This is a genomic window from Microcoleus sp. S1D4, from assembly GCF_036700765.1.
GTDB lineage: Bacteria > Cyanobacteriota > Cyanobacteriia > Cyanobacteriales > Microcoleaceae > Microcoleus.
In genome coordinates, this window is the sequence record NZ_JAUBPP010000025.1 from 35337 (window position 1) to 53359 (window position 18023).

General features: G+C 47.3%; 13 protein-coding genes. 5 read left to right on the plus strand and 8 right to left on the minus strand.

Translation table 11 applies throughout. The features are described from left to right. The first annotated feature begins 10 nt into the window (after nt 1–10). The 5 genes from QT998_RS22285 to QT998_RS22305 all read left to right on the plus strand — a co-directional run bounded on the left by QT998_RS22285 (nt 11) and on the right by QT998_RS22305 (nt 6019). Nucleotides 11–1780, plus strand: coding sequence for an ABC1 kinase family protein (locus tag QT998_RS22285; protein ID WP_194069323.1), 1770 nt, complete (start codon nt 11–13; stop codon nt 1778–1780). 493 nt (nt 1781–2273) lie between these two features. Then, nucleotides 2274–3317, plus strand: a complete 1044-nt coding sequence (locus QT998_RS22290; protein WP_333117881.1) for an RRXRR domain-containing protein — start codon at nt 2274–2276, stop codon at nt 3315–3317. 40 nt (nt 3318–3357) lie between these two features. Further along, entirely contained in the window at nt 3358–4089 is a 732-nt protein-coding gene (locus QT998_RS22295) for a PP2C family protein-serine/threonine phosphatase (protein ID WP_194069322.1), read from the plus strand. A gap of 197 nt (nt 4090–4286) precedes the next feature. After that, nucleotides 4287–5489, plus strand: a complete 1203-nt coding sequence (locus QT998_RS22300) for an anhydro-N-acetylmuramic acid kinase (protein WP_333117883.1) — start codon at nt 4287–4289, stop codon at nt 5487–5489. Nucleotides 5490–5587: 98 nt separating this feature from the next. Then, nucleotides 5588–6019 (plus strand): hypothetical protein, encoded by a 432-nt coding sequence (locus QT998_RS22305; RefSeq protein WP_228042303.1) that lies wholly within the window; start codon nt 5588–5590, stop codon nt 6017–6019. Nucleotides 6020–6661: 642 nt separating this feature from the next. On the opposite strand, the gene QT998_RS22310 is transcribed toward QT998_RS22305, so the two are convergent. The 8 genes from QT998_RS22310 to grpE all read right to left on the minus strand — a co-directional run bounded on the left by QT998_RS22310 (nt 6662) and on the right by grpE (nt 16205). Further along, nucleotides 6662–6859 carry an NblA/ycf18 family protein gene (locus tag QT998_RS22310; RefSeq protein WP_006635253.1) on the minus strand — a complete coding sequence of 66 codons (198 nt, stop codon included), beginning with the start codon at nt 6857–6859 and terminating at the stop codon, nt 6662–6664. 927 nt (nt 6860–7786) lie between these two features. Beyond that, the gene (locus QT998_RS22315) at nt 7787–8512 is read right to left on the minus strand and encodes an ExbD/TolR family protein (RefSeq protein WP_333117885.1); all 726 of its coding nucleotides are present in this window, start codon (nt 8510–8512) and stop codon (nt 7787–7789) included. A gap of 15 nt (nt 8513–8527) precedes the next feature. Next, nucleotides 8528–9313 carry a MotA/TolQ/ExbB proton channel family protein gene (locus QT998_RS22320; protein ID WP_333092713.1) on the minus strand — a complete coding sequence of 262 codons (786 nt, stop codon included), beginning with the start codon at nt 9311–9313 and terminating at the stop codon, nt 8528–8530. Between the two features lie 387 nt (nt 9314–9700). Next, on the minus strand, nt 9701–10951 hold the full coding sequence (rsgA, locus tag QT998_RS22325) for a ribosome small subunit-dependent GTPase A (protein ID WP_333092712.1): 1251 nt from the start codon (nt 10949–10951) through the stop codon (nt 9701–9703). Beyond that, complete coding sequence (locus tag QT998_RS22330) at nt 10948–11238, minus strand: sulfurtransferase TusA family protein (RefSeq protein ID WP_194009429.1); 291 nt, start codon at nt 11236–11238, stop codon at nt 10948–10950. The genes rsgA and QT998_RS22330 overlap by 4 nt, the downstream gene beginning before the upstream one ends. A 267-nt stretch (nt 11239–11505) precedes the next feature. Then, nucleotides 11506–12633: a molecular chaperone DnaJ gene (gene dnaJ, locus QT998_RS22335; RefSeq protein ID WP_333092711.1), complete on the minus strand. Its 1128-nt coding sequence runs from the start codon at nt 12631–12633 to the stop codon at nt 11506–11508. Nucleotides 12634–12772: 139 nt separating this feature from the next. Continuing rightward, on the minus strand, nt 12773–14902 hold the full coding sequence (dnaK, locus tag QT998_RS22340) for a molecular chaperone DnaK (RefSeq protein ID WP_333092710.1): 2130 nt from the start codon (nt 14900–14902) through the stop codon (nt 12773–12775). A 511-nt stretch (nt 14903–15413) separates the two neighbouring features. Beyond that, a complete protein-coding gene (gene grpE, locus QT998_RS22345; protein ID WP_333092709.1) occupies nt 15414–16205 on the minus strand; it encodes a nucleotide exchange factor GrpE in 792 nt (263 codons plus the stop codon). Nucleotides 16206–18023 lie beyond the last annotated feature (1818 nt).

Here is an 18023-nt window from a genome sequence, read left to right on the forward strand (position 1 = left end):
GGGAACCCAAGTGTCTGCTCTCCTTAATGACTCTGTTGATCGCCAGCGCCCCCCCAAGCGCACTGGCGAGGCCGATGAGCCAAAAACTGCTGCTAAATCCTACAAAAGTAAAGCTTATCGCTGGAATCGCGAAAAATACTCCCGGCAGCGACGCTTCTTCGACATTTGGGCCTTTGTCCTGCTCTGGCTGGCTTCGCTGTGGTTCGACAGCAAAAACTGGAGCTACTGGGGAGGCGTCACAGAAGAAAAAAAAGTTGCCAGACGGCGCTTTCAAGCAATCTGGGTTCGAGAAACACTATTGGATTTGGGCCCCACTTTCATTAAAGTAGGCCAATTATTTTCCACCCGCGCCGACTTGTTCCCCGCAGAGTTTGTCGAAGAACTCTCTAAACTGCAAGATAAAGTGCCTGCTTTTAGCTACGAAAAGTTAGAGGCAATTGTCGAGCAAGATTTGGGCAAAACAGTTCAAGAACTCTACCGCAGCTTTGACCCCGTGCCCCTGGCCGCTGCGAGTTTGGGTCAGGTACACAAAGCTCAACTTCACTCTGGCCAGGAAGTTGTAGTCAAGGTGCAGCGGCCAGGACTGCGAAAGCTCTTTGAAATAGATTTGCAAATTCTTAAGGGAATTGCTCGTTACTTTCAAAATCATCCTAAGTGGGGCCAAGGCCGAGATTGGATAGGGATTTATGAGGAGTGCTGTCGCATTCTCTGGCTGGAAATTGACTATCTCCATGAAGGCCGCAATGCTGATACTTTTCGCCGCAATTTTAGCACCTGTGACTGGGTGCTGGTGCCACGGGTTTATTGGCGGTACGCCGCCCCCCGAGTGCTGACTTTGGAATACCTGCCGGGGATTAAAATCAGCCACTACGAAGCTCTAGAAGCTGCAGGTATCGATCGCAAATTAATCGCTCAGTTGGGCGCGAAAGCTTATTTGCGGCAGTTGCTCAATGATGGCTTTTTCCACGCTGACCCACACCCCGGCAATATCGCTGTTAGTGCTGACGGAGTTCTGATTTTCTACGATTTTGGGATGATGGGGCAAATTCAGTCGAATGTCCGCGAAGGACTCATGGAGACTCTCTACGGCATTGCTTCCAAGGATGGACAGCGGATTATGGATTCTCTGATCAATTTGGGCGCTTTGGTTCCTACGGGTGATATGAGTCCGGTGCGCCGCAGCATTCAGTATATGCTGGATAACTTCATGGACAAGCCTTTTGAAAATCAGTCCGTGAGCGCGATTACTGACGACCTTTACGATATTGCCTACAACCAACCTTTTCGGTTCCCAGCTACCTTTACTTTTGTAATGCGAGCTTTTTCTACCATCGAAGGGGTAGGCAGGGGTTTAGATCCAGAGTTCAACTTTATGGAGGTGGCACAACCTTTTGCCATGCAGCTTATGACTAATGGAAATGGTTCTGATGCAAGTAGCAGCATTTTTAACGAAATCGGCCGTCAGGCGGCTCAGGTGAGCTCGACTGCCTTGGGCTTGCCCCGCCGGATTGAGGAGACTATTGATAAACTAGAACAGGGAGATTTACGGATTCGCGTCCGTTCTGCCGAAACAGAGCGATTGCTCCGCCGCATGACCAGCGTTCAAATGAGCACGAATTATACTTTGATGATGAGTGCTTTTACTTTGTCGGCGACAATTTTGTTTGTCAGCAATCAAGTTTGGGCTGCTGTCGCTGTGGCTGTGCTTGCTGCTGGTACGGGGTTGGCTCTGCTGCGTTTGTTCAAGCGGATCGATCGCGCCGATAGAATGTCACAATAGCGCGCAATTTGAAATCGGAAATTTCTGGTTTGAGATTTCTCACCAGCCAAAACTTAGCCTCGGATGTTCGGATGTTATGTTTTGGCTGAAATATTTCTCAAATTTACCGGAAAATTTAAGACGCGATTAGCACCAGACGATCTACAATATGGGGTCAAGGAAGTGCATTTTTTTAAAAACGGGCGATCGCGGGCAGCAGCAATTTTAAGTTTTGTTCGCGATTTAAGTTTTGTCATCAAAAATTGCACCAGTTAAATCAAGCTTTTAAGTTCGGTCATAAACCCCAGCCTGAAGGCATGGGGCTTGAAAGAGGAAGGCTCACCACCCTCCAAATTCAAGACCAAAACAGTGTCTAGCCTGCGTCTTTAAAAGACCAACTGAACTGCCTGAGAGTGGTATTTCACCAAACGTTAAGAATGCCTCCCTAGTTCTTAACCACTTTGGCAGTCAGTGGCGAAGGGAAATATATACCTAGAAATAGGACTTACCGTAAATGTTTGTACCCGTTGTAAACAGTGAAAATAGACCGTTAATGCCGACTACCCCAAGTCGCGCAAAGCGCTGGATTAAGTCGGGTAAGGCAACACCATTCTGGAATTCGGGTGTATTTTGTGTTCGATTGAATATAGAACCTTCAAGCCACAATTATCAACCCATTGCGGTAGGCCTCGATCCGGGTAGCAAGCGCGAAAAATTTACCGTTAAATCCAAATCGCATACTTACTTAAACATTCAAACTCATGCTGTTGACTGGGTGAAAGACCGCGTTGAAGTAAGGCGCAATATGCGACGGGCAAGACGCTTTCGTAATACTCCATGCCGTCAAAATCGAGCTAATCGGCTAGTCAATAAAAACCGTATTCCTCCATCAACTAAAGCGCGGTGGCAGTGGAAGTTGAGAATAGTTAACTGGCTAACGTTGATGTTTCCGATATCAACATTTGTTGTGGAGGACATCAAAGCGCGAACGTGGAAAAACGGACGTAAGTGGAACGTATCGTTTAGTCCTTTGGAAGTGGGTAAACACTGGTTTTACGACCTACTTATAAAGATTGCCCATCTTGAGATTAGATCGGGAAACGACACTTATGAACTGCGTCAAAAATTAGGACTCAAAAAATCTAAACAGAAGCTATCAAAAAAGTTTGAAGCACATTGTGTTGATTCTTGGGTGTTGGCTAATTGGTACGTGGGAGGACACATTCAACCCGACAACTCATCGCTAATTGAGATTATCCCCCTTGAATTTCATCGCAGACAACTCCATCGCTTGCAATATTCTACCGGCCATGTCCGATCTAGATACGGTGGTACAATTAGTGTCGGGTTTAAGCGCGGTTCAATTGTTAAACACCCTAAATACGGTTTTTGTTACGTTGGAGGCTGGCAAGAGTCGCCAACAAAAAAAGGCCAGTACCGGAAAACAATTAGCTTGCACGATTTAAAAACTGGCAAGCGTCTCACTCAAAACGCATCGCCCGCAGATTGTAAGTTTTTGTCCTACAACTCGTGGCGCTCCGTGCAAATTAAATTGTAAAGCCGTCCTAGAAGGACGGGGTTTCCAACCCATTTTTCTGATGAAACGCTCTTTCGCAGGTAAGACAGACACAGGGCTAGTTCGTTCCGTAAATCAGGATTCGTACTACATAGATCCTGACGGGCGATTTTTCATAGTGGCAGACGGAATGGGAGGACACGCCGGAGGCCAAGAAGCCAGCCGGATAGCGACTGGGGCCATTCAATCTTATTTGCTCGAACATTGGGAAGGGCCCGAGGATTCTGTGCATTTGTTGGAAAAGGCTTTTTTAATCGCCAATCAAGCAATTTTGACGGATCAGCTAGAACATCCCGAACGTGGTGATATGGGGACTACGGCTGTGGTTTTGATCTTTAGGGATGAGGGCAGGCCTTGGTGCGCTAATATCGGGGACTCTCGCTTGTACCGGCTGCACGGGCCTCGCTTGGAGCAGATTACTGAAGACCAGACTTGGGTGGCTCAGGCTGTCAAAAGAAAGGCCTTGACTCCGGATCAGGCTCGACACCATCCTTGGCGTCACGTTTTGTCCCAGTGTTTGGGCCGCGATGATTTGCAGGAGATAGATATTCTGCCGGTGGATGTAAAGCCAGGGGATCGTTTGCTGCTTTGCAGTGACGGCTTGACTGAAGAGCTTTCCGATCCTTTGATTGCTTCGCCTCTGAAGTCGATTCGCGCCGGCGAGGTTGCTGCAACTGCTTTGATTGAAGCAGCTAAGGATAAAGGGGGACGCGATAATATTACTGTGGTGATCGTGACGATCGACCTCAAATAATATCCTCGCACCCTCGCGCCCTCGCGCACGCCACTATATAAAAATCTCAACCTCCTGCACGCACCGGGGGACAGAAACTCGTTTTGATGGACGAAAATCCTTAACCATAATCCGCAATCCGCGTAAAAAACCCCGTTTCTTTGTCGGGAGTGCGTCCCAGACTATGTAAAAATCTAAAATCTAAAATCTAAAATCGAATGGTTCGCGTTATAGGTTTGATCAGCGGCACGTCAGTTGATGGTATTGATGCTGCTTTGGTGGATGTGGTCGGTTCCCAAACAGACTTAAAAGTAAAGTTGGTGGCAGGTCAAACTTTCCCTTATCCTGCTAATTTGCGATCGCAAATTCTCTCGGTTTGCAGTGGATCGGCTTTGTCAATGGCTGAACTCGCCCAATTAGATGATGCCATTGCTCGACAATTTGCCAGCGCAGCCTTGACAATTCAAGCGGGACATGATAATGCAGAATTAATTGGCTCTCACGGTCAAACCGTCTACCACCGACCGCCAGAGACGGGAGAGAACAATCTTGCAGATGGGTTCATGGGCTACAGCTTGCAACTCGGGCGGGGCGCGCTAATTGCCGAATTGACAGGCATTACTACTGTGAGCAATTTTCGATCGGCAGACATTGCAGCAGGGGGTCAAGGAGCACCCTTAGTCCCCATTGTTGATGCGTGCCTGCTGGCAGAACCCAACCGCAGTCTCTGCATCCAAAATTTGGGGGGAATTGGCAATGTTGCCTATCTCCCAGCCAGGGAAAAGAGGGAAAACAACCACGAGTCGGAAGTTTCCGATCTGGGAGATGGTATCTTGGGTTGGGATACAGGGCCTGCAAATTCGCTGTTAGACTTGGCAGCGGTACACTTTTCTGGGGGCTCTTTGAAGATCGACTCAGGTGGAGAGTGGGCGGCAACCGGCACTCCCTGTCAAGCTTTAGTCGAGGATTGGCTGCAGCAAGATTTTTTCACCCAAGCACCGCCTAAATCTACAGGGCGAGAGTTATTTGGTGTAGACTATTTTAACTGTTGTTTGCTAGAGGCATCCGCTTACAATCTCAGTCCTGCTGATGTGCTAGCTACTTTGACAGAACTTACTGTGGCTTCGATCGTTCGCAGTTACCAAACTTTTTTGCCGGCAATGCCCGATCGAGTTTTACTGTGCGGGGGCGGTAGCCACAATCTCTACTTAAAACGCCGATTGCAATCTCAATTGCATCCAGTCCAAGTGTTGACTACTTCTGAGGCAGGCTTGAGTGTAGATTTTAAAGAGGCGATCGCTTTCGCGGTTTTAGCCGCATGGCGGGTTCGGGGCATTCCCGGCAATCTGCCTCAAGTGACTGGTGCCCGGGCACCGGTACTTTTAGGGGAAATTAACTCTTGTTGGCACGGTTGGGCGTGATAGCATATAGTCTGAGCGACAACGGCTGTGCGTTGTTGCACCCGTATTGTAGCCAGCAGGAAAAGCATAGGAACAGCACTGTGGCTCACACGTTTTTAATGGAATCTGGCCAATGGACGCTCGAAGGAAGTTGGATTGAGCGCAATGGCGTGCCAATTACGGTTAAAGGCAAAACTTTAGTGAGCTGGAACCGAACAGATTGGTTCAATATGGTGACGAAGCTCATTTTTCCTGGAGGCGATCGTGAAGAGATTATTTTGAATTACCGAGGACACCTCAACAGCGATGAACGGCAGTACACTTTTGTACTCCAACACAGCGAACTCGGCCGCGTCGAGGGCGAAGGTTGGATTGCTCCCCAGTCGATCGTCCAGCGTTACTGGGTACTGGGAGACGAACGCCAGCGGCGGACGGGCTTTGATACCCTTCACCGCGTTGATGACAATCGCTACTATCAATCTAGCGGCCTCATGTCTGGTCATTATTTGACCAGTACGATGGAGGCGACTCTGGAACGTCAGCCGGAATAACTCTCGATCGAAAAATTGGGGCTAAAACCCCGTCCTTTGAGGACGGCTTTTTGCTAGACTGTCTAAAAATTCGGGATACGGCATTGCCACGAGTCGCCTGTGGAGATCGAGGGAGAGTCAAACTGCGGTTCGGTAGCATCACCCAAGGTCGTTTCAAACATCACCGCACAAGCAAAGGCGGTTAGTATATCAAAGAGTCAGCATTTACGAGTTCTAGTGTTTGATTTGAAAATTCAAAGTCTTGCTAGTCGGAAGTCGCGCTCAAATGTCCGACTAGCACCATTGTTCTCAAACCTCATCCGCTGCAACTACAGACAAATATATTTAATTGGTTAAATTTTTGAAGGGGTTAAAACATTAACGCTGGATTATTAACCATCAACTTTTCTAGTCCAAACGCAATCAATTATTTTTGCGCGATCGTGTAATGTCGATCGATAGATTGCTCGGATCGACTCCCCAAATTGATGGGAATCAAAAAATAAACAGTGAAATTTTCCCGATCGACCTTGAGTCTGTGCAGATACTTTCTGCATAGGCCCGGTTTCTACATTCTGCTCAAAGAGTGACGCCCCATCACCCCCAACTCCTTTCCATCTGAGGGAACAGAGTAAGAGACGGAGGTCGCCTACTGCGACTGTGCTACTCAACACCAGGGTTAGGTTCTAAACCCCAATGGTGTTTGAGAAAATGACGGTACATAGTTTCCCGCAACATCATTTGCTCGTAAAGCTTGACCAAAAACTCCTGAGCTTGTTCGCGACTCATGTCACTTACCTGTGTTTTGAAGGAACACAGGCTAAATTGTTGTTCCAAAGACAATTCTGCTGGCTGGCTCATGGTGAAAGACTCCTCTGTAAGTAAAGGTGACTTGAAAGTAAAAACCTGGATCGACCCAATTTGTAACTTTTTCAGCGATCGACCGTTGGTTTCAGGATGCCCTCCGGGCTCATCTCATTTTAGTATATATTACAAAAGGTAACAATTGTTTGACAAAATTACCCTCTATCCCAAGAAATAACTTAGCAATAGAGAACGCGAAATGCCTGCAAAAGTTCCTTCTGCAGGCATATATAGCCTTTCTGTGCTCTGGTATGAGGTACTATCCGGGATAGGGCATAGGGCATAGGGCATAGGGCATAGGGCATAGGGCATAGGGCATAGGGCTATCCTCACTTTTGTGAGAACCGCTATATAACTCTATCTACTTACGAAGAGAAAAAAGGCTCAGTACGAACCAAAATAATTGAAGCGCTTTATACCAAATCGGGCGAAGCTTCTGTCCGGGAGAGTTTGGGAGAGGGGGAGAGGGGGAGATTGGGAGAGGGGGAGATTGGGAGAGGGGGAGATTGGGAGAATTTCTATTTATAGCCTTTCTCAAAAAGGCGAGGAGTTGAGATTTTAGATTTTAGATACTTCGGCTTGCTTCGGCTACGCCAGCGGACAAGTCGCGAGCATACAAGTTTTAGACTTGAGATTGGGGAATTGGGAGATTGAGGAATTGAGGGATTGAGGGATTGAGGGATCAATACCTCATCGAGAGTGAGAACTGCTATATCTCTTTTTTCTTCTTCGTTCTTTTTGCCCGATCGCGAAGCCGTTATAGCCCTCTTCCTTCTTCTTTCTTCCTCTTCCTGATGACCAATGACTAATGACTAGCATTCGACTTCGCGAGCAGCTAAAATGACTAATGACTAATGACCAATGACTAATGACCAATGACTAATGACTAATGACTAATGACCAATGACCAATAAGACTAAATGACTAATTCGAGGGCCCGACATTCTGCGGTGGAGTGGCGACTCCAGGCCTGGAATTGGGAGCAGTGGGTGCAGGCGAAACAGGAGGAATGCCCAGATTTGCGCCAGAGTCGTTAGGCTGCTGTGGAGCTGGCAGAGGCGATTGAAACTGATTGGGATTGAACTGCTGTTGCCCCGGAGCTGGCAGAGGGGATTGAAACTGATTGGGATTGAACTGCTGCTGCCCCGGAGCCACAGGAGACGGCAGCGGTTGACCGATATTGCCCGAAGGTGCCGCAGGAATGCCAGAATTGGGAAACGACGGATTTGGCTGCGGGGAAGCAGCCGAACTAGGAAGAGTTGCCAGGGCAACTCGATCGCCCCCTACCTCTCGCAATTTGTCTAAAACCTCTACGACTTTGGCATATCTAGCATTTTGAGGGGCGTACAAAACCGTCAATCCCGTAGGATTTGTGGTGTGGAAACTCTTTAAAACTCGATCGAGCTGTTGGTAATTAACAGGCAATTGGTCTATATAAGTTTGCCCCAAATCGTCAATGCTGACAATCAGCATCTCTCGCATCTGCGTTTGTCCCGTCTTCGCCTTCGGCAAATCGACATTAATCGCTTGCTGGCGAGTCAGTTGCAAAGCCGCCAGCAGAAAAAACGTCAGAATGCAAAATATCACATCAATTAAAGGCACCAGTTCAATCCGAGCCTCTTCAGCAGGAGTATCTAAGTTAATCTTCATTAGTTCTCCATCGTTCTAATTATTAGAAGTAGAATCAACATCCGGATCGGAACCTTTTAATTTAGGCTCCCGGTTCCGTTCTCCCGATTCTTGAGAATTGAGAGAACGCCTGTTCAAACCATCCGAACCAAAAGAAGAATTACTGTATTCCCCACCGGGCGATCGACCTTTAGCATTAGCCACCGGCCAGTATTGCCTGTAAAGCAATTCCAGTTCATTTCCGGCTCGGCGAAATATTTTTGCCTGGTTGAACAAAAAAGCTTGAAATATCCGATAAAACACCAAGGTAAAAATTGCTACTACCATCCCAGAAGCAGTAGTGATCAGCGCCTCGCCAATCCCCAAAGTGACACCACTCGTGGCCGCCGTACCGATGTCGCCCAGACGGATGGAACTGAGCGAGTTAATCAAGCCCAAAACTGTTCCGAGCAAGCCCAGCAAAGGAGCTATAGCGATCGTAGCTTCTAAAATTTTGTCGCCGCGGCGCATCGAAGCCAACTCTTCATCCGCCGCGGCTTCGAGTGCGAGTCGAAATAAGTCGGGTTCAGGATTGTACAGGCGCAGGGGTGCAGATAGAAAGCGCCCGATCGGCTGTCGGTTAGCTTGTCTGGCCATCTCGTTAGCCGCCCCCCAATCGCTGCGGGCCGCTTCAAGAATGCGGTTAACTATCTGCTTTTCTTTGCTCAGGAGGCTCGCCCAGAACCACAAACGTTCGATAATTGTACTCAAAGATAAAATCGATAACACCAACAGGGGCCACATGGCGGGGCCGCCTTTTTGAAAAAGTTCTTGAATAGTCACAATCTTGTTGCTCCTGCAGTACCCGCTAATTTTTGCTTCTGTTCTAATTTTTTTAACAAATTCTCGGCCATTTAATTTTAGCTATTAATGTACTCAGGGACTTACCCTCTCGCGATTAAAGAAACCGAGTCTTGCTAGCGAGGTGTTGGGCCACAAAGAATTATCTTATCTCGTGTCCGGTCGATTGACCCATCTCGCAATTGGTTCGTAGTGCGGACTTTAGTCAGCTCCAAGTTGCGGATTAAAGTCCGCACTACGGACGATGTTGGTTGATGTTGGTTATGGTAGTCGATCGCCCGCGATCTTGCTCTATCAAATCGGGTTGCTGGGTAAGTCTTGGTACTATTTGGGGCTTTTTTAGCAGGCGATGAGAGAGCCGCTACCTCCTCAGAATTCCTCTAAATCTTCTTGACACATCTCTTGCAGCGACTGGTGTTGCAGGCGGCGCGAAGAGCGGCGATATCTTTTAGTTAGCAGTTTCGGTTCGTACTGCTGCGTACCATCCGACTTGGTTTGCTGCTTCAAACTCGATTCGGCGCTGCTGGAGTTTTGCAAAGCTTGTTGGCGGACGATCGCCTCTTCCAGAAAACTCAAGTAATACTGGTAGCGTTCCCAAGATCCCCGCACCACACAGTTAGGCTCGTCTCGGTGCGAACAGTCGCTAAACTGACAGCTACCCACAGCCAGCCTCTGACGCGCTTCTGGGAAATATTCAGCTAACTCCGACGGATCGCATTCTAGAGCCGGCTGATTAAAGCCCGGAGTATCCGCCAACAGTCCGCCACCAGGGAGTTCAAATAGTTCGACGTGGCGAGTCGTGTGGCGTCCGCGGCCGAGTTTGCCAGAAACAGCGTTCACTCGCAGGTTAAGCGCCGGAATTAGTTGGTTGATCAAGCTGGACTTGCCCACTCCAGAAGGGCCGCAAATTATCGTTATTTTGTCTGAGGTGCGGCTCTCAAGCAAATTCGGCAACGGATTTTGTACGGAACTTAACGCATTTAACGGATCAATAGAATTTACCTGTAGGGAGTTATCCTCAAAAGGCAACCTACAACTATCTATATTGTCCGATAAAGGCTGAAAAACTATTTGTTTGACATAAATTGTATTTTGTAAATTAGCCACAGCTTCCTGGACTCCTAATCCGCTGCGAACACTAATAAACATGGGTTCGTAGCCCCAGCTGGAAAGCCGATCGCGCCACTGTTCCAACTCTTGGGGCGAAATTAAATCGCATTTGTTCAAACACAAATTCACCTCTAAACCTGTAGATTCTGCCTTGACTAAAAACCGAGTTAATGATGCGGGGTCTAAATTCGGTTCGGCGAGGGCAAAAACTAGGAGAATGCGATCGGCATTAGCTACAGGCGGGCGGTTGAGTTCTGTTTGGCGCGGGAAGACTTCAGAAATTGCACCCCGGCGGTCAGTCCAGTCGGGTTCGTCTACCACCACGCGATCGCCCACCATCACCTGTTGATTAATTTTTTTCAGTCGAGTGCGGCGAGTACACAGCAGAATTGGAGCATCCGCCAGGGCTATATTTTCGTGAATCCCAGCGGCTGGATCTAACCTGACTCGGTAAAAGTTAGCCTGAACAGCCACTACAGTACCGACGATCGAGGAGGAATTCAGAATCATCCTGCTTCCTGGTTTTCTGGGCGTTGCACCTTCATCGCAAAAAAGCCCGCATCTGGCTCATCCGCGACAAACTGCGTTTCTAGAATTTGGTAGCCTTCCATTTTCAGACTGTCGGGCACTTGTTCGATCGGCTCCCCAGCATCCAGCCACACCTCCAAAACAGCACCCGGAGCCATTTGCTCCAAGCGCAGTTTAGTGCGGACAAAGTTCAAAGGACACGGAGTCCCCCGCAGATCGATTTTGGCATCTGGGGATTTGGGATTTTCAATTTTCGAGGTTGAATTCATCATGTGTTTTCTATTTTCAAATTTCCCATCTCAAATCCTGAAACCCTTAGTTTTTCGTGAAGCAATTGTCTGCCATTATTCTTCTCAGAGAAAATGAGATTAATTGGACACAAATTTTTGAGAGAGAATTAAACCAATTGTCGGCGAATTATTCTTCTTGGGCAAATTGTGTCCAATTGGACACAATTTTTTGAGAGAGAATTTTAAAAATTGCCACGGAATCATCAAAAAAGAAAATTTGACACCCATTGGGTGTCAAATATTTGCTTATTTCTGAAACAAATTGCCTAGAAATCCTTCCAAGCCACCTTTACCAGTACGATCGCCCTTCAGCTTAGCAAGCTGCATCAACAACTCGCGCTCCTCAGCCGTCACCTTAGTCGGAATATCAATAGACACCGCAATCAAATGGTCGCCGCGACTGACAGGATTTCCCAACTTCGGCACCCCTTTTTTCTCCAGAGTCAGAACAGTACCAGGCTGAGTTCCCGTAGGAATCAACAATTCCGTCGGCCCATCTACAGTTTCCACTTCCAAGCGACAGCCTAAAATTGCTTGCAAGTAACTAATTTTCACTTCCGAATTAACATTAATGCCTTCCCGCTTAAATAGCGGGTCTTCATTCACCGCCAAGAACACGTAAAGATCCCCCGGCGGCCCGCCCAGTTTTCCCGCATCCCCTTCATTGGAGACACGCAAGCGAGTACCGTTGTCAACCCCAGGGGGAATAGTGATTTTCAGCTTTTTCATCACTTCTTTCTGCCCCCGACCGCCACAAGTTTCGCACTTGTCTTCAATCACTTGCCCGGTGCCGTTGCAACTGGGGCAAACTGAAACTTGAGTAAAGCTACCGAAAGGAGTGCGAGTAGCGCGGCGGACTTGCCCGCTACCGCTACAAGTCGAACAGGTTTGAGGTCTGGTTCCCGGTTTTGCACCAGTCCCGGTGCAAGTTTCGCAGGTTTCTAGGTGTTTGATGCGGAGTTCTTTGTCCCCACCAAACACTGCTTCGCGGAAATCCAGCCGCAAATCCAGTCGCAAATCGTCGCCGCGCACCGGGCCGCTGCGTCTGCGACCTTGTTGTTGGCCGCCCGCACCCGTGGAAAACCCCTGGAAGAAGCTTTCAAAGATGTCAGCAAAGCTGTCGCCGAAGTCTTGGAACCCAGGTGCGCCTGCACCGGTCACGCCTGCTTCGCCGAAACGGTCGAAACGGGCGCGGGTTTCCGGTTCCGAGAGTACCTCGTAAGCGCGGTTAATTTCTTTGAACCGCTCTTCGGCGCCAGATTCTTTGTTGACATCTGGATGGAACTTGCGAGCTAGGCGGCGGTAAGCACGCTTAATTTCTTCTTTGTCTGCGCTGCGAGAAACGCCTAATATTTCATAGTAATCACCGGCCATAAAGCTGCTTGCCTGGAGGTAAATAACAAAAAGTGTACGAAAAAAAAACGGGCAACCTTTCCTGAAATTACCAATTAAAAGTTAAAAATCAAGAATTAACAATGAGAATTTTTAACTTTTAATTTTTAGCTTTTCATCTCTAAAGGAAAGGATTCATCTCATCAACTTCAGGTTCTGGAACCTGTGTTGTTGGTTCTGACTTTGGTTCCGGCTGTCGTTCCGGTTGTCGCTTTGACTTTGGTTCCGGCTGTCGTTCCGGTTGTCGCTTTGACTTTGGTTCCGGCTGTCGTTCCGGTTGTCGTTCCGGTTTGGGTTCCGGTGGCGGTGGAGCTTCCGGCGGAGCTTGGAGCGCCACCAGCAGATCCGGGGTCAGCGAAATGCTGTCGTCGGTAGCTGCAACCTCTATTGGTTGTGAAATCGTCTCGCTTTCAACCTTTACTCCTGACGGGGCTGCGCTGCGAGCTTGCTCGTAGACTGCTGTCCCGAGCGAGTATAGCAGTTGCTTGAAAGCTTCGATTTGCTCGGCTAGTTGCTCGGTTGTGATGTCGGGGTTAGCCATCCCGGCCTTCAAAGTTGTTGCTGCTGTTTCGGCTGCGACTTTGAGGTCGTCGCCGAGCAATTGCGCGTTGGTTTTTAAAGTGACACCACAATTATAGACCAGCGTGTCAGCTTGATTTTTGAGTTCGGCGAGTTGAACGCGCTTGATGTCCTCCTCAGCGTAGAGTTCGGCTTCTTGGCGCATCCGCTCGACTTCGGTTTCGCTCAATCCTCCTGTATTGGAGATTTGGATGCTTTGTTCTTTTCCGGTTCCCTTGTCTTCTGCGGCCACTTTGAGAATGCCGTTGGCATCGATTTCAAAGGTAACTTCGATTTGAGGTACGCCACGGGGGGCTGCGGGAATGCCTTTGAGCAGGAATTTGCCTAGACTTTTATTGTCTTTAACCAATGCGCGTTCGCCTTGGAGTACGTGAATTTCTACCGAAGTTTGCCCGTCCGCCGCCGTGCTGTACATTTGCGATCGACTGGTGGGGATAGTTGTATTGCGCTCGATTACTTTGGTGAACACCCCGCCGAGGGTTTCGAGTCCCAGGGAGAGGGGTGTCACGTCTAGCAGCAGCAAATCTTTGACTTCGCCGCCCAACACTCCGGCTTGAATTGCCGCGCCTACAGCTACAGCTTCGTCGGGATTCACGGATCTATCAGGAGAAGCGCCACCAAAATACTTGCTAATTGCTTCTTGAACTGCCGGAATTCGGGTTGAGCCTCCGACTAAAATAATCCTGTCTATATCTTTGGGGGTCAGACTTGCGTCTTTGAGGGCTTGAGTCACCGGCTCGATCGTCGCTTGTACCAAATGACCCACCAGTTTTTCAAACTGAGATTTAGAAAGATCCATTTCTAAATGTTTCGGCCCTTTTTCATCAGAGGAGATGAAGGGTAAATTAATGGAGGTGGATTGCGAGAGAGAGAGTTCAATTTTCGCTTTTTCTGCAGCTTCTCTGAGGCGCTGTAAGGCCATTTTGTCTTTTGAGAGGTCGCTGCCTTCTTGAGTGCGGAAAGTTTCTACCAGCCACTGAACTATGCAGTCATCAAAGTCATCTCCGCCGAGATGGTTGTTACCTGCGGTGGCGTTGACTTCAAAAATTCCGTCTCCCAGTTGCAGGATCGAAACGTCGAAAGTACCGCCACCGAGGTCAAATACCAAGATTTTTTGTTCGATATTTTGCTTGTCGAGTCCGTAGGAAAGGGCGGCCGCCGTCGGTTCGTTGACGATCCGCAGGACTTCTAAACCCGCGATCGTACCGGCGTCTTTAGTAGCTTGCCGCTGAGCGTCTGTGAAGTAAGCTGGCACTGTAATCACGGCTTTGGTAACAGGTTGTCCCAAATAAGCTTCAGCATCTTGCTTCAGCTTTTGAAGTACCATTGCCGAGATTTCTTGGGGGGTGTGAACCTTGTTCCGAATTTGGACGTTAACGGTGTCGTCTTTACCTTTGATGCAGGTATAGGGAGTGCGGGCTCTTTCTTCTTCCGTGTCGTCCCACCTGCGTCCGATAAATCGTTTGATGCTGTACACAGTATTTACAGCATTTGTTACAGCTTGCCGTTTGGCTAGTTGACCGACCAGGCGATCGCCCCCTTTACCAAATCCTACGATGCTCGGAGTTGTGCGGCCGCCCTCCGAATTGGCGATCACGACGGGTTTACCGCCCTCTAACACAGCTACGCAACTGTTAGTCGTGCCTAAGTCAATTCCAATAATTTTTACCATAGCGCCTCATAAAACTTTGTAGGATGTTTGCAAACGTCCAACTACAAGTTGGGGGATGAAAAACGACTCAGCTTGTTTTAACAAGCACCACCCGACCGGATTTGTAGGAAATAAACTTGATGTCCTAGGGCCAGATATAAAGACCGATCGATTTTATATTTTAGATTGAAGAATTGACTCCACAGATTCATGTGGGATCTCGCACAAAAGTCTAAAATTTGGGAATCGATGCTACACATACCTGTTCCCAGAAAAAATTCAAATATCGGCCTTGGTTCCAAATTTTTATGAGGTCAGTCATTCCCTATCACAAATCACCAATCGAAAATGGTATGAGTCGGGGGGAAGGTACCCGTTTTTGGACGGGTTCAAACATTTTTCCGAATTTGTTGAAAAAGCGCCAATCCGCTTTTAGTCCAGAGTTAAGAAGTTAGTGAGGCTGCCACCTTCACGCCCCCGAATTCTCTTCGGGGGTTAGTGACTTCGAGGAATGCAGTAGGTTGTATCCCGATTAACTTTCCGAACTATCGGGATTTTCATCTGAGGCTACCACAGATATCCCAGGCGCTGCAACCTTTACTTTGGCGTGTCGCAAGACGCGATCGCCCAGAATGTAACCGCGTTCTAGTTCTTGGATAATTGTTCCTTCTTCGTGTTCGTCACTTGGCTCGCTCAGTAGAGCTTCGTGGAAGTTGGGGTCAAACTGTTCGCCTTCGGGGCGCATCGGAGAAACCCCGATTTGCTTGAGGCTATCTACCATATGCTTGTAAACGCTTTGGTAGCTTTTGTGAATGTTCATTTCACCGTCAGTTTGGGGCTTGATGTGCGATCGAGCGCGCTCGAAATTGTCGATTACCGGTAACATGGTTTTAATCGTGCCACATCTTGCCTGTAAATCTAACTCTTCTTTTTCCTTTTGGGTGCGCCTGCGGAAGTTTTCAAAATCTGCTGCTAGGCGGAGACTTTGATTTTTTAGCTCTTCTACTTGAGCGGATGCGGCTTGCACTTGAGTTTTCAAAGCCTCTTTTTCATCTCTCGCCTCGGCCAGTTCCCTCTTCCAAGACTCAGCCCCATCATTTACAGTCGGACTGTTGGTGGAACCGCCCGTGAGAGCATCCCCGGAGGCGTTTGGCTTCGAGTCAGCCTGAGCACTTTGATAAGCTCGAGCAAGTTCGAGTTCCCAATCGGCAGATTCGTTCGAGTTTGCTGGTGCTGGCGGAGTTTCGCTTGCCATTGGCGAACCCTCTGGGGTTTCCCCAGTTGAGCCAGGATCTAGATCTTGCTGTTTTTCCTCTTCAATCATAATAGCTGCGCGACAGAACCCTATCAATTCTAGCAGATACACTTAACCCGGTAAATCGAGAGAACTAGAATTTACTCTGTATGTGCCCTCTAATTTATAGGATATTTCGCGCCTTTGTCGAAACATCCGTCCAAGCTTTCAATAAAATCTTGAAAGTGTTGTTTATATCTCTACCGATCGCAGGAGCTAGTAACAAACCTTTTGTTAGAGCCTTGTTTGGGATTAATGCGATCGCATTTAAATCTTTTTTTAGAGTATCAGTGTCAGTCTAAATTTATACTATTCCTGGCAATTTCACCTCGCTAGCAGACCGAGTTTAGCCTGTCTCAGCGCCCTTAAAACTATTGATTTTGCGATGTGTCTCTCTGCTGCGATGAAAGTTGGCACAGCGCGAACTTGTATGTTTTAATAAGATTAAAAAATTTCTTAATAATAGCTTTTGCTATTACAGTTTATCGCTTTTTTGGGGAAAATATAGATTCAAAATTTGCTTAAAAATACAGTTAAATTAAGTCACTTAATCTAATTATTCTAGGCAAAATTTGAAGTAAGTTATTGGGTTGAAAAACAAAAAATATTTCTCCATTGGTAAAAAGCCTTCTTAAAAAAGTGCTATTCCCGCGATTGGATTATAATATCTGGTTTGCTGGTTATAATTCGAGTCTAATTATAAAATAAGAGTTGTAAAATATTAATGCTACGCCATCAATACTTGCAATTTAAGGTTGTCTAGAGAGTTTTGACAATATAATTAACCACTATTTTTATATAAAATAGTAGTTAATTCTCTTTAACGAATCAAATACATTGTTAGTCTTGATAAGATGATAAAAATTCAACAGGTTAGGATGAATTAATATAACAGTTTTTTTTCAAAAGTTATGTTTTGCTATTGAGCGATTTCTGGGAATCCGTTACCTATCATAAAAATGCTGTAACTGCTGGTTTAAACTGTTTTGTGTTGCTGATATTTAAGCTTTTAAAATTTGAAATATTTGGAAATGAAAATCATAAAAATTATATCTTGATATCTAGATTAGCAATCTGTAAATACGAAGAATATCTAATTAGGTGATTGCCAGGATTTATGAATCATCAAGTTTGAGTGACAAAGGTGGGATATCAAGGTATAGCGTTTCTCTAAAAAGTGACGTACAGGTTAAGATTTTGGATACTTCGGTTTGCTTCGACTAGGCTGGCTCACAAATCACGAGCGTACCAGTTTTAGATTTGAGATACTTCGACTTGCTTCGGCTTCGCTGGCTCACAAATCGCTGGCTCACACATCGCGAGCGTACAAGTTTGAGATTTGAGATTTGAGATTGAGGGAGCGAAACCTCATCGAAAGTGAGAACTGCTATATAATTAAAGTAATATTTGGCGACCCAAAACTAGAGCTGCTCAAAGTAGGCGCGATCGGACTCCGATCGGGCGATCGCAGATAATTAATCAAAATATATCTCAAAAGATCGATCGACCCCTTAGTCAAAGCTATCATCATTAACAAGCACATAGCCGAGCTTGAACCTAGTACAGACGCACCGCGCCTGCGAGGGCCCGGTCATTTGACCAAACAATTTGCGAATATAAAACGATCGCACAAAAGCGACACACCCCAGGGCAAATCCCCAAGTGATGTGTCACGAGGCTATAACCAGAGTATCTCGCGGGTTCATCCGGTAACTAAACCAAGTCGGCACTCCACGAACAATATCTGATGGCAAGCATCGGCAACCCCCCTCCAAACTCTCGTCAATTTGTAGACCAAAGTTAGAGCGGACTACGAGCTTACACTTGACATATACGGATTGAGCCATC

Bases quoted from the DNA above. Each gene is read 5' to 3' on its own strand.
- QT998_RS22305 (WP_228042303.1), top strand. From the start codon at position 5,588: ATGGAATCTGGCCAATGGACGCTCGAAGGAAGTTGGATTGAGCGCAAT.
- QT998_RS22310 (WP_006635253.1), bottom strand. From the start codon at position 6,859: ATGAGCCAGCCAGCAGAATTGTCTTTGGAACAACAATTTAGCCTGTGT.
- rsgA (WP_333092712.1), bottom strand. From the start codon at position 10,951: ATGATTCTGAATTCCTCCTCGATCGTCGGTACTGTAGTGGCTGTTCAG.
- QT998_RS22300 (WP_333117883.1), top strand. From the start codon at position 4,287: ATGGTTCGCGTTATAGGTTTGATCAGCGGCACGTCAGTTGATGGTATT.
- dnaJ (WP_333092711.1), bottom strand. From the start codon at position 12,633: ATGGCCGGTGATTACTATGAAATATTAGGCGTTTCTCGCAGCGCAGAC.
- QT998_RS22330 (WP_194009429.1), bottom strand. From the start codon at position 11,238: ATGAATTCAACCTCGAAAATTGAAAATCCCAAATCCCCAGATGCCAAA.
- dnaK (WP_333092710.1), bottom strand. From the start codon at position 14,902: ATGGTAAAAATTATTGGAATTGACTTAGGCACGACTAACAGTTGCGTA.
- grpE (WP_333092709.1), bottom strand. From the start codon at position 16,205: ATGATTGAAGAGGAAAAACAGCAAGATCTAGATCCTGGCTCAACTGGG.
- QT998_RS22315 (WP_333117885.1), bottom strand. From the start codon at position 8,512: ATGAAGATTAACTTAGATACTCCTGCTGAAGAGGCTCGGATTGAACTG.
- QT998_RS22290 (WP_333117881.1), top strand. From the start codon at position 2,274: ATGTTTGTACCCGTTGTAAACAGTGAAAATAGACCGTTAATGCCGACT.
- QT998_RS22295 (WP_194069322.1), top strand. From the start codon at position 3,358: ATGAAACGCTCTTTCGCAGGTAAGACAGACACAGGGCTAGTTCGTTCC.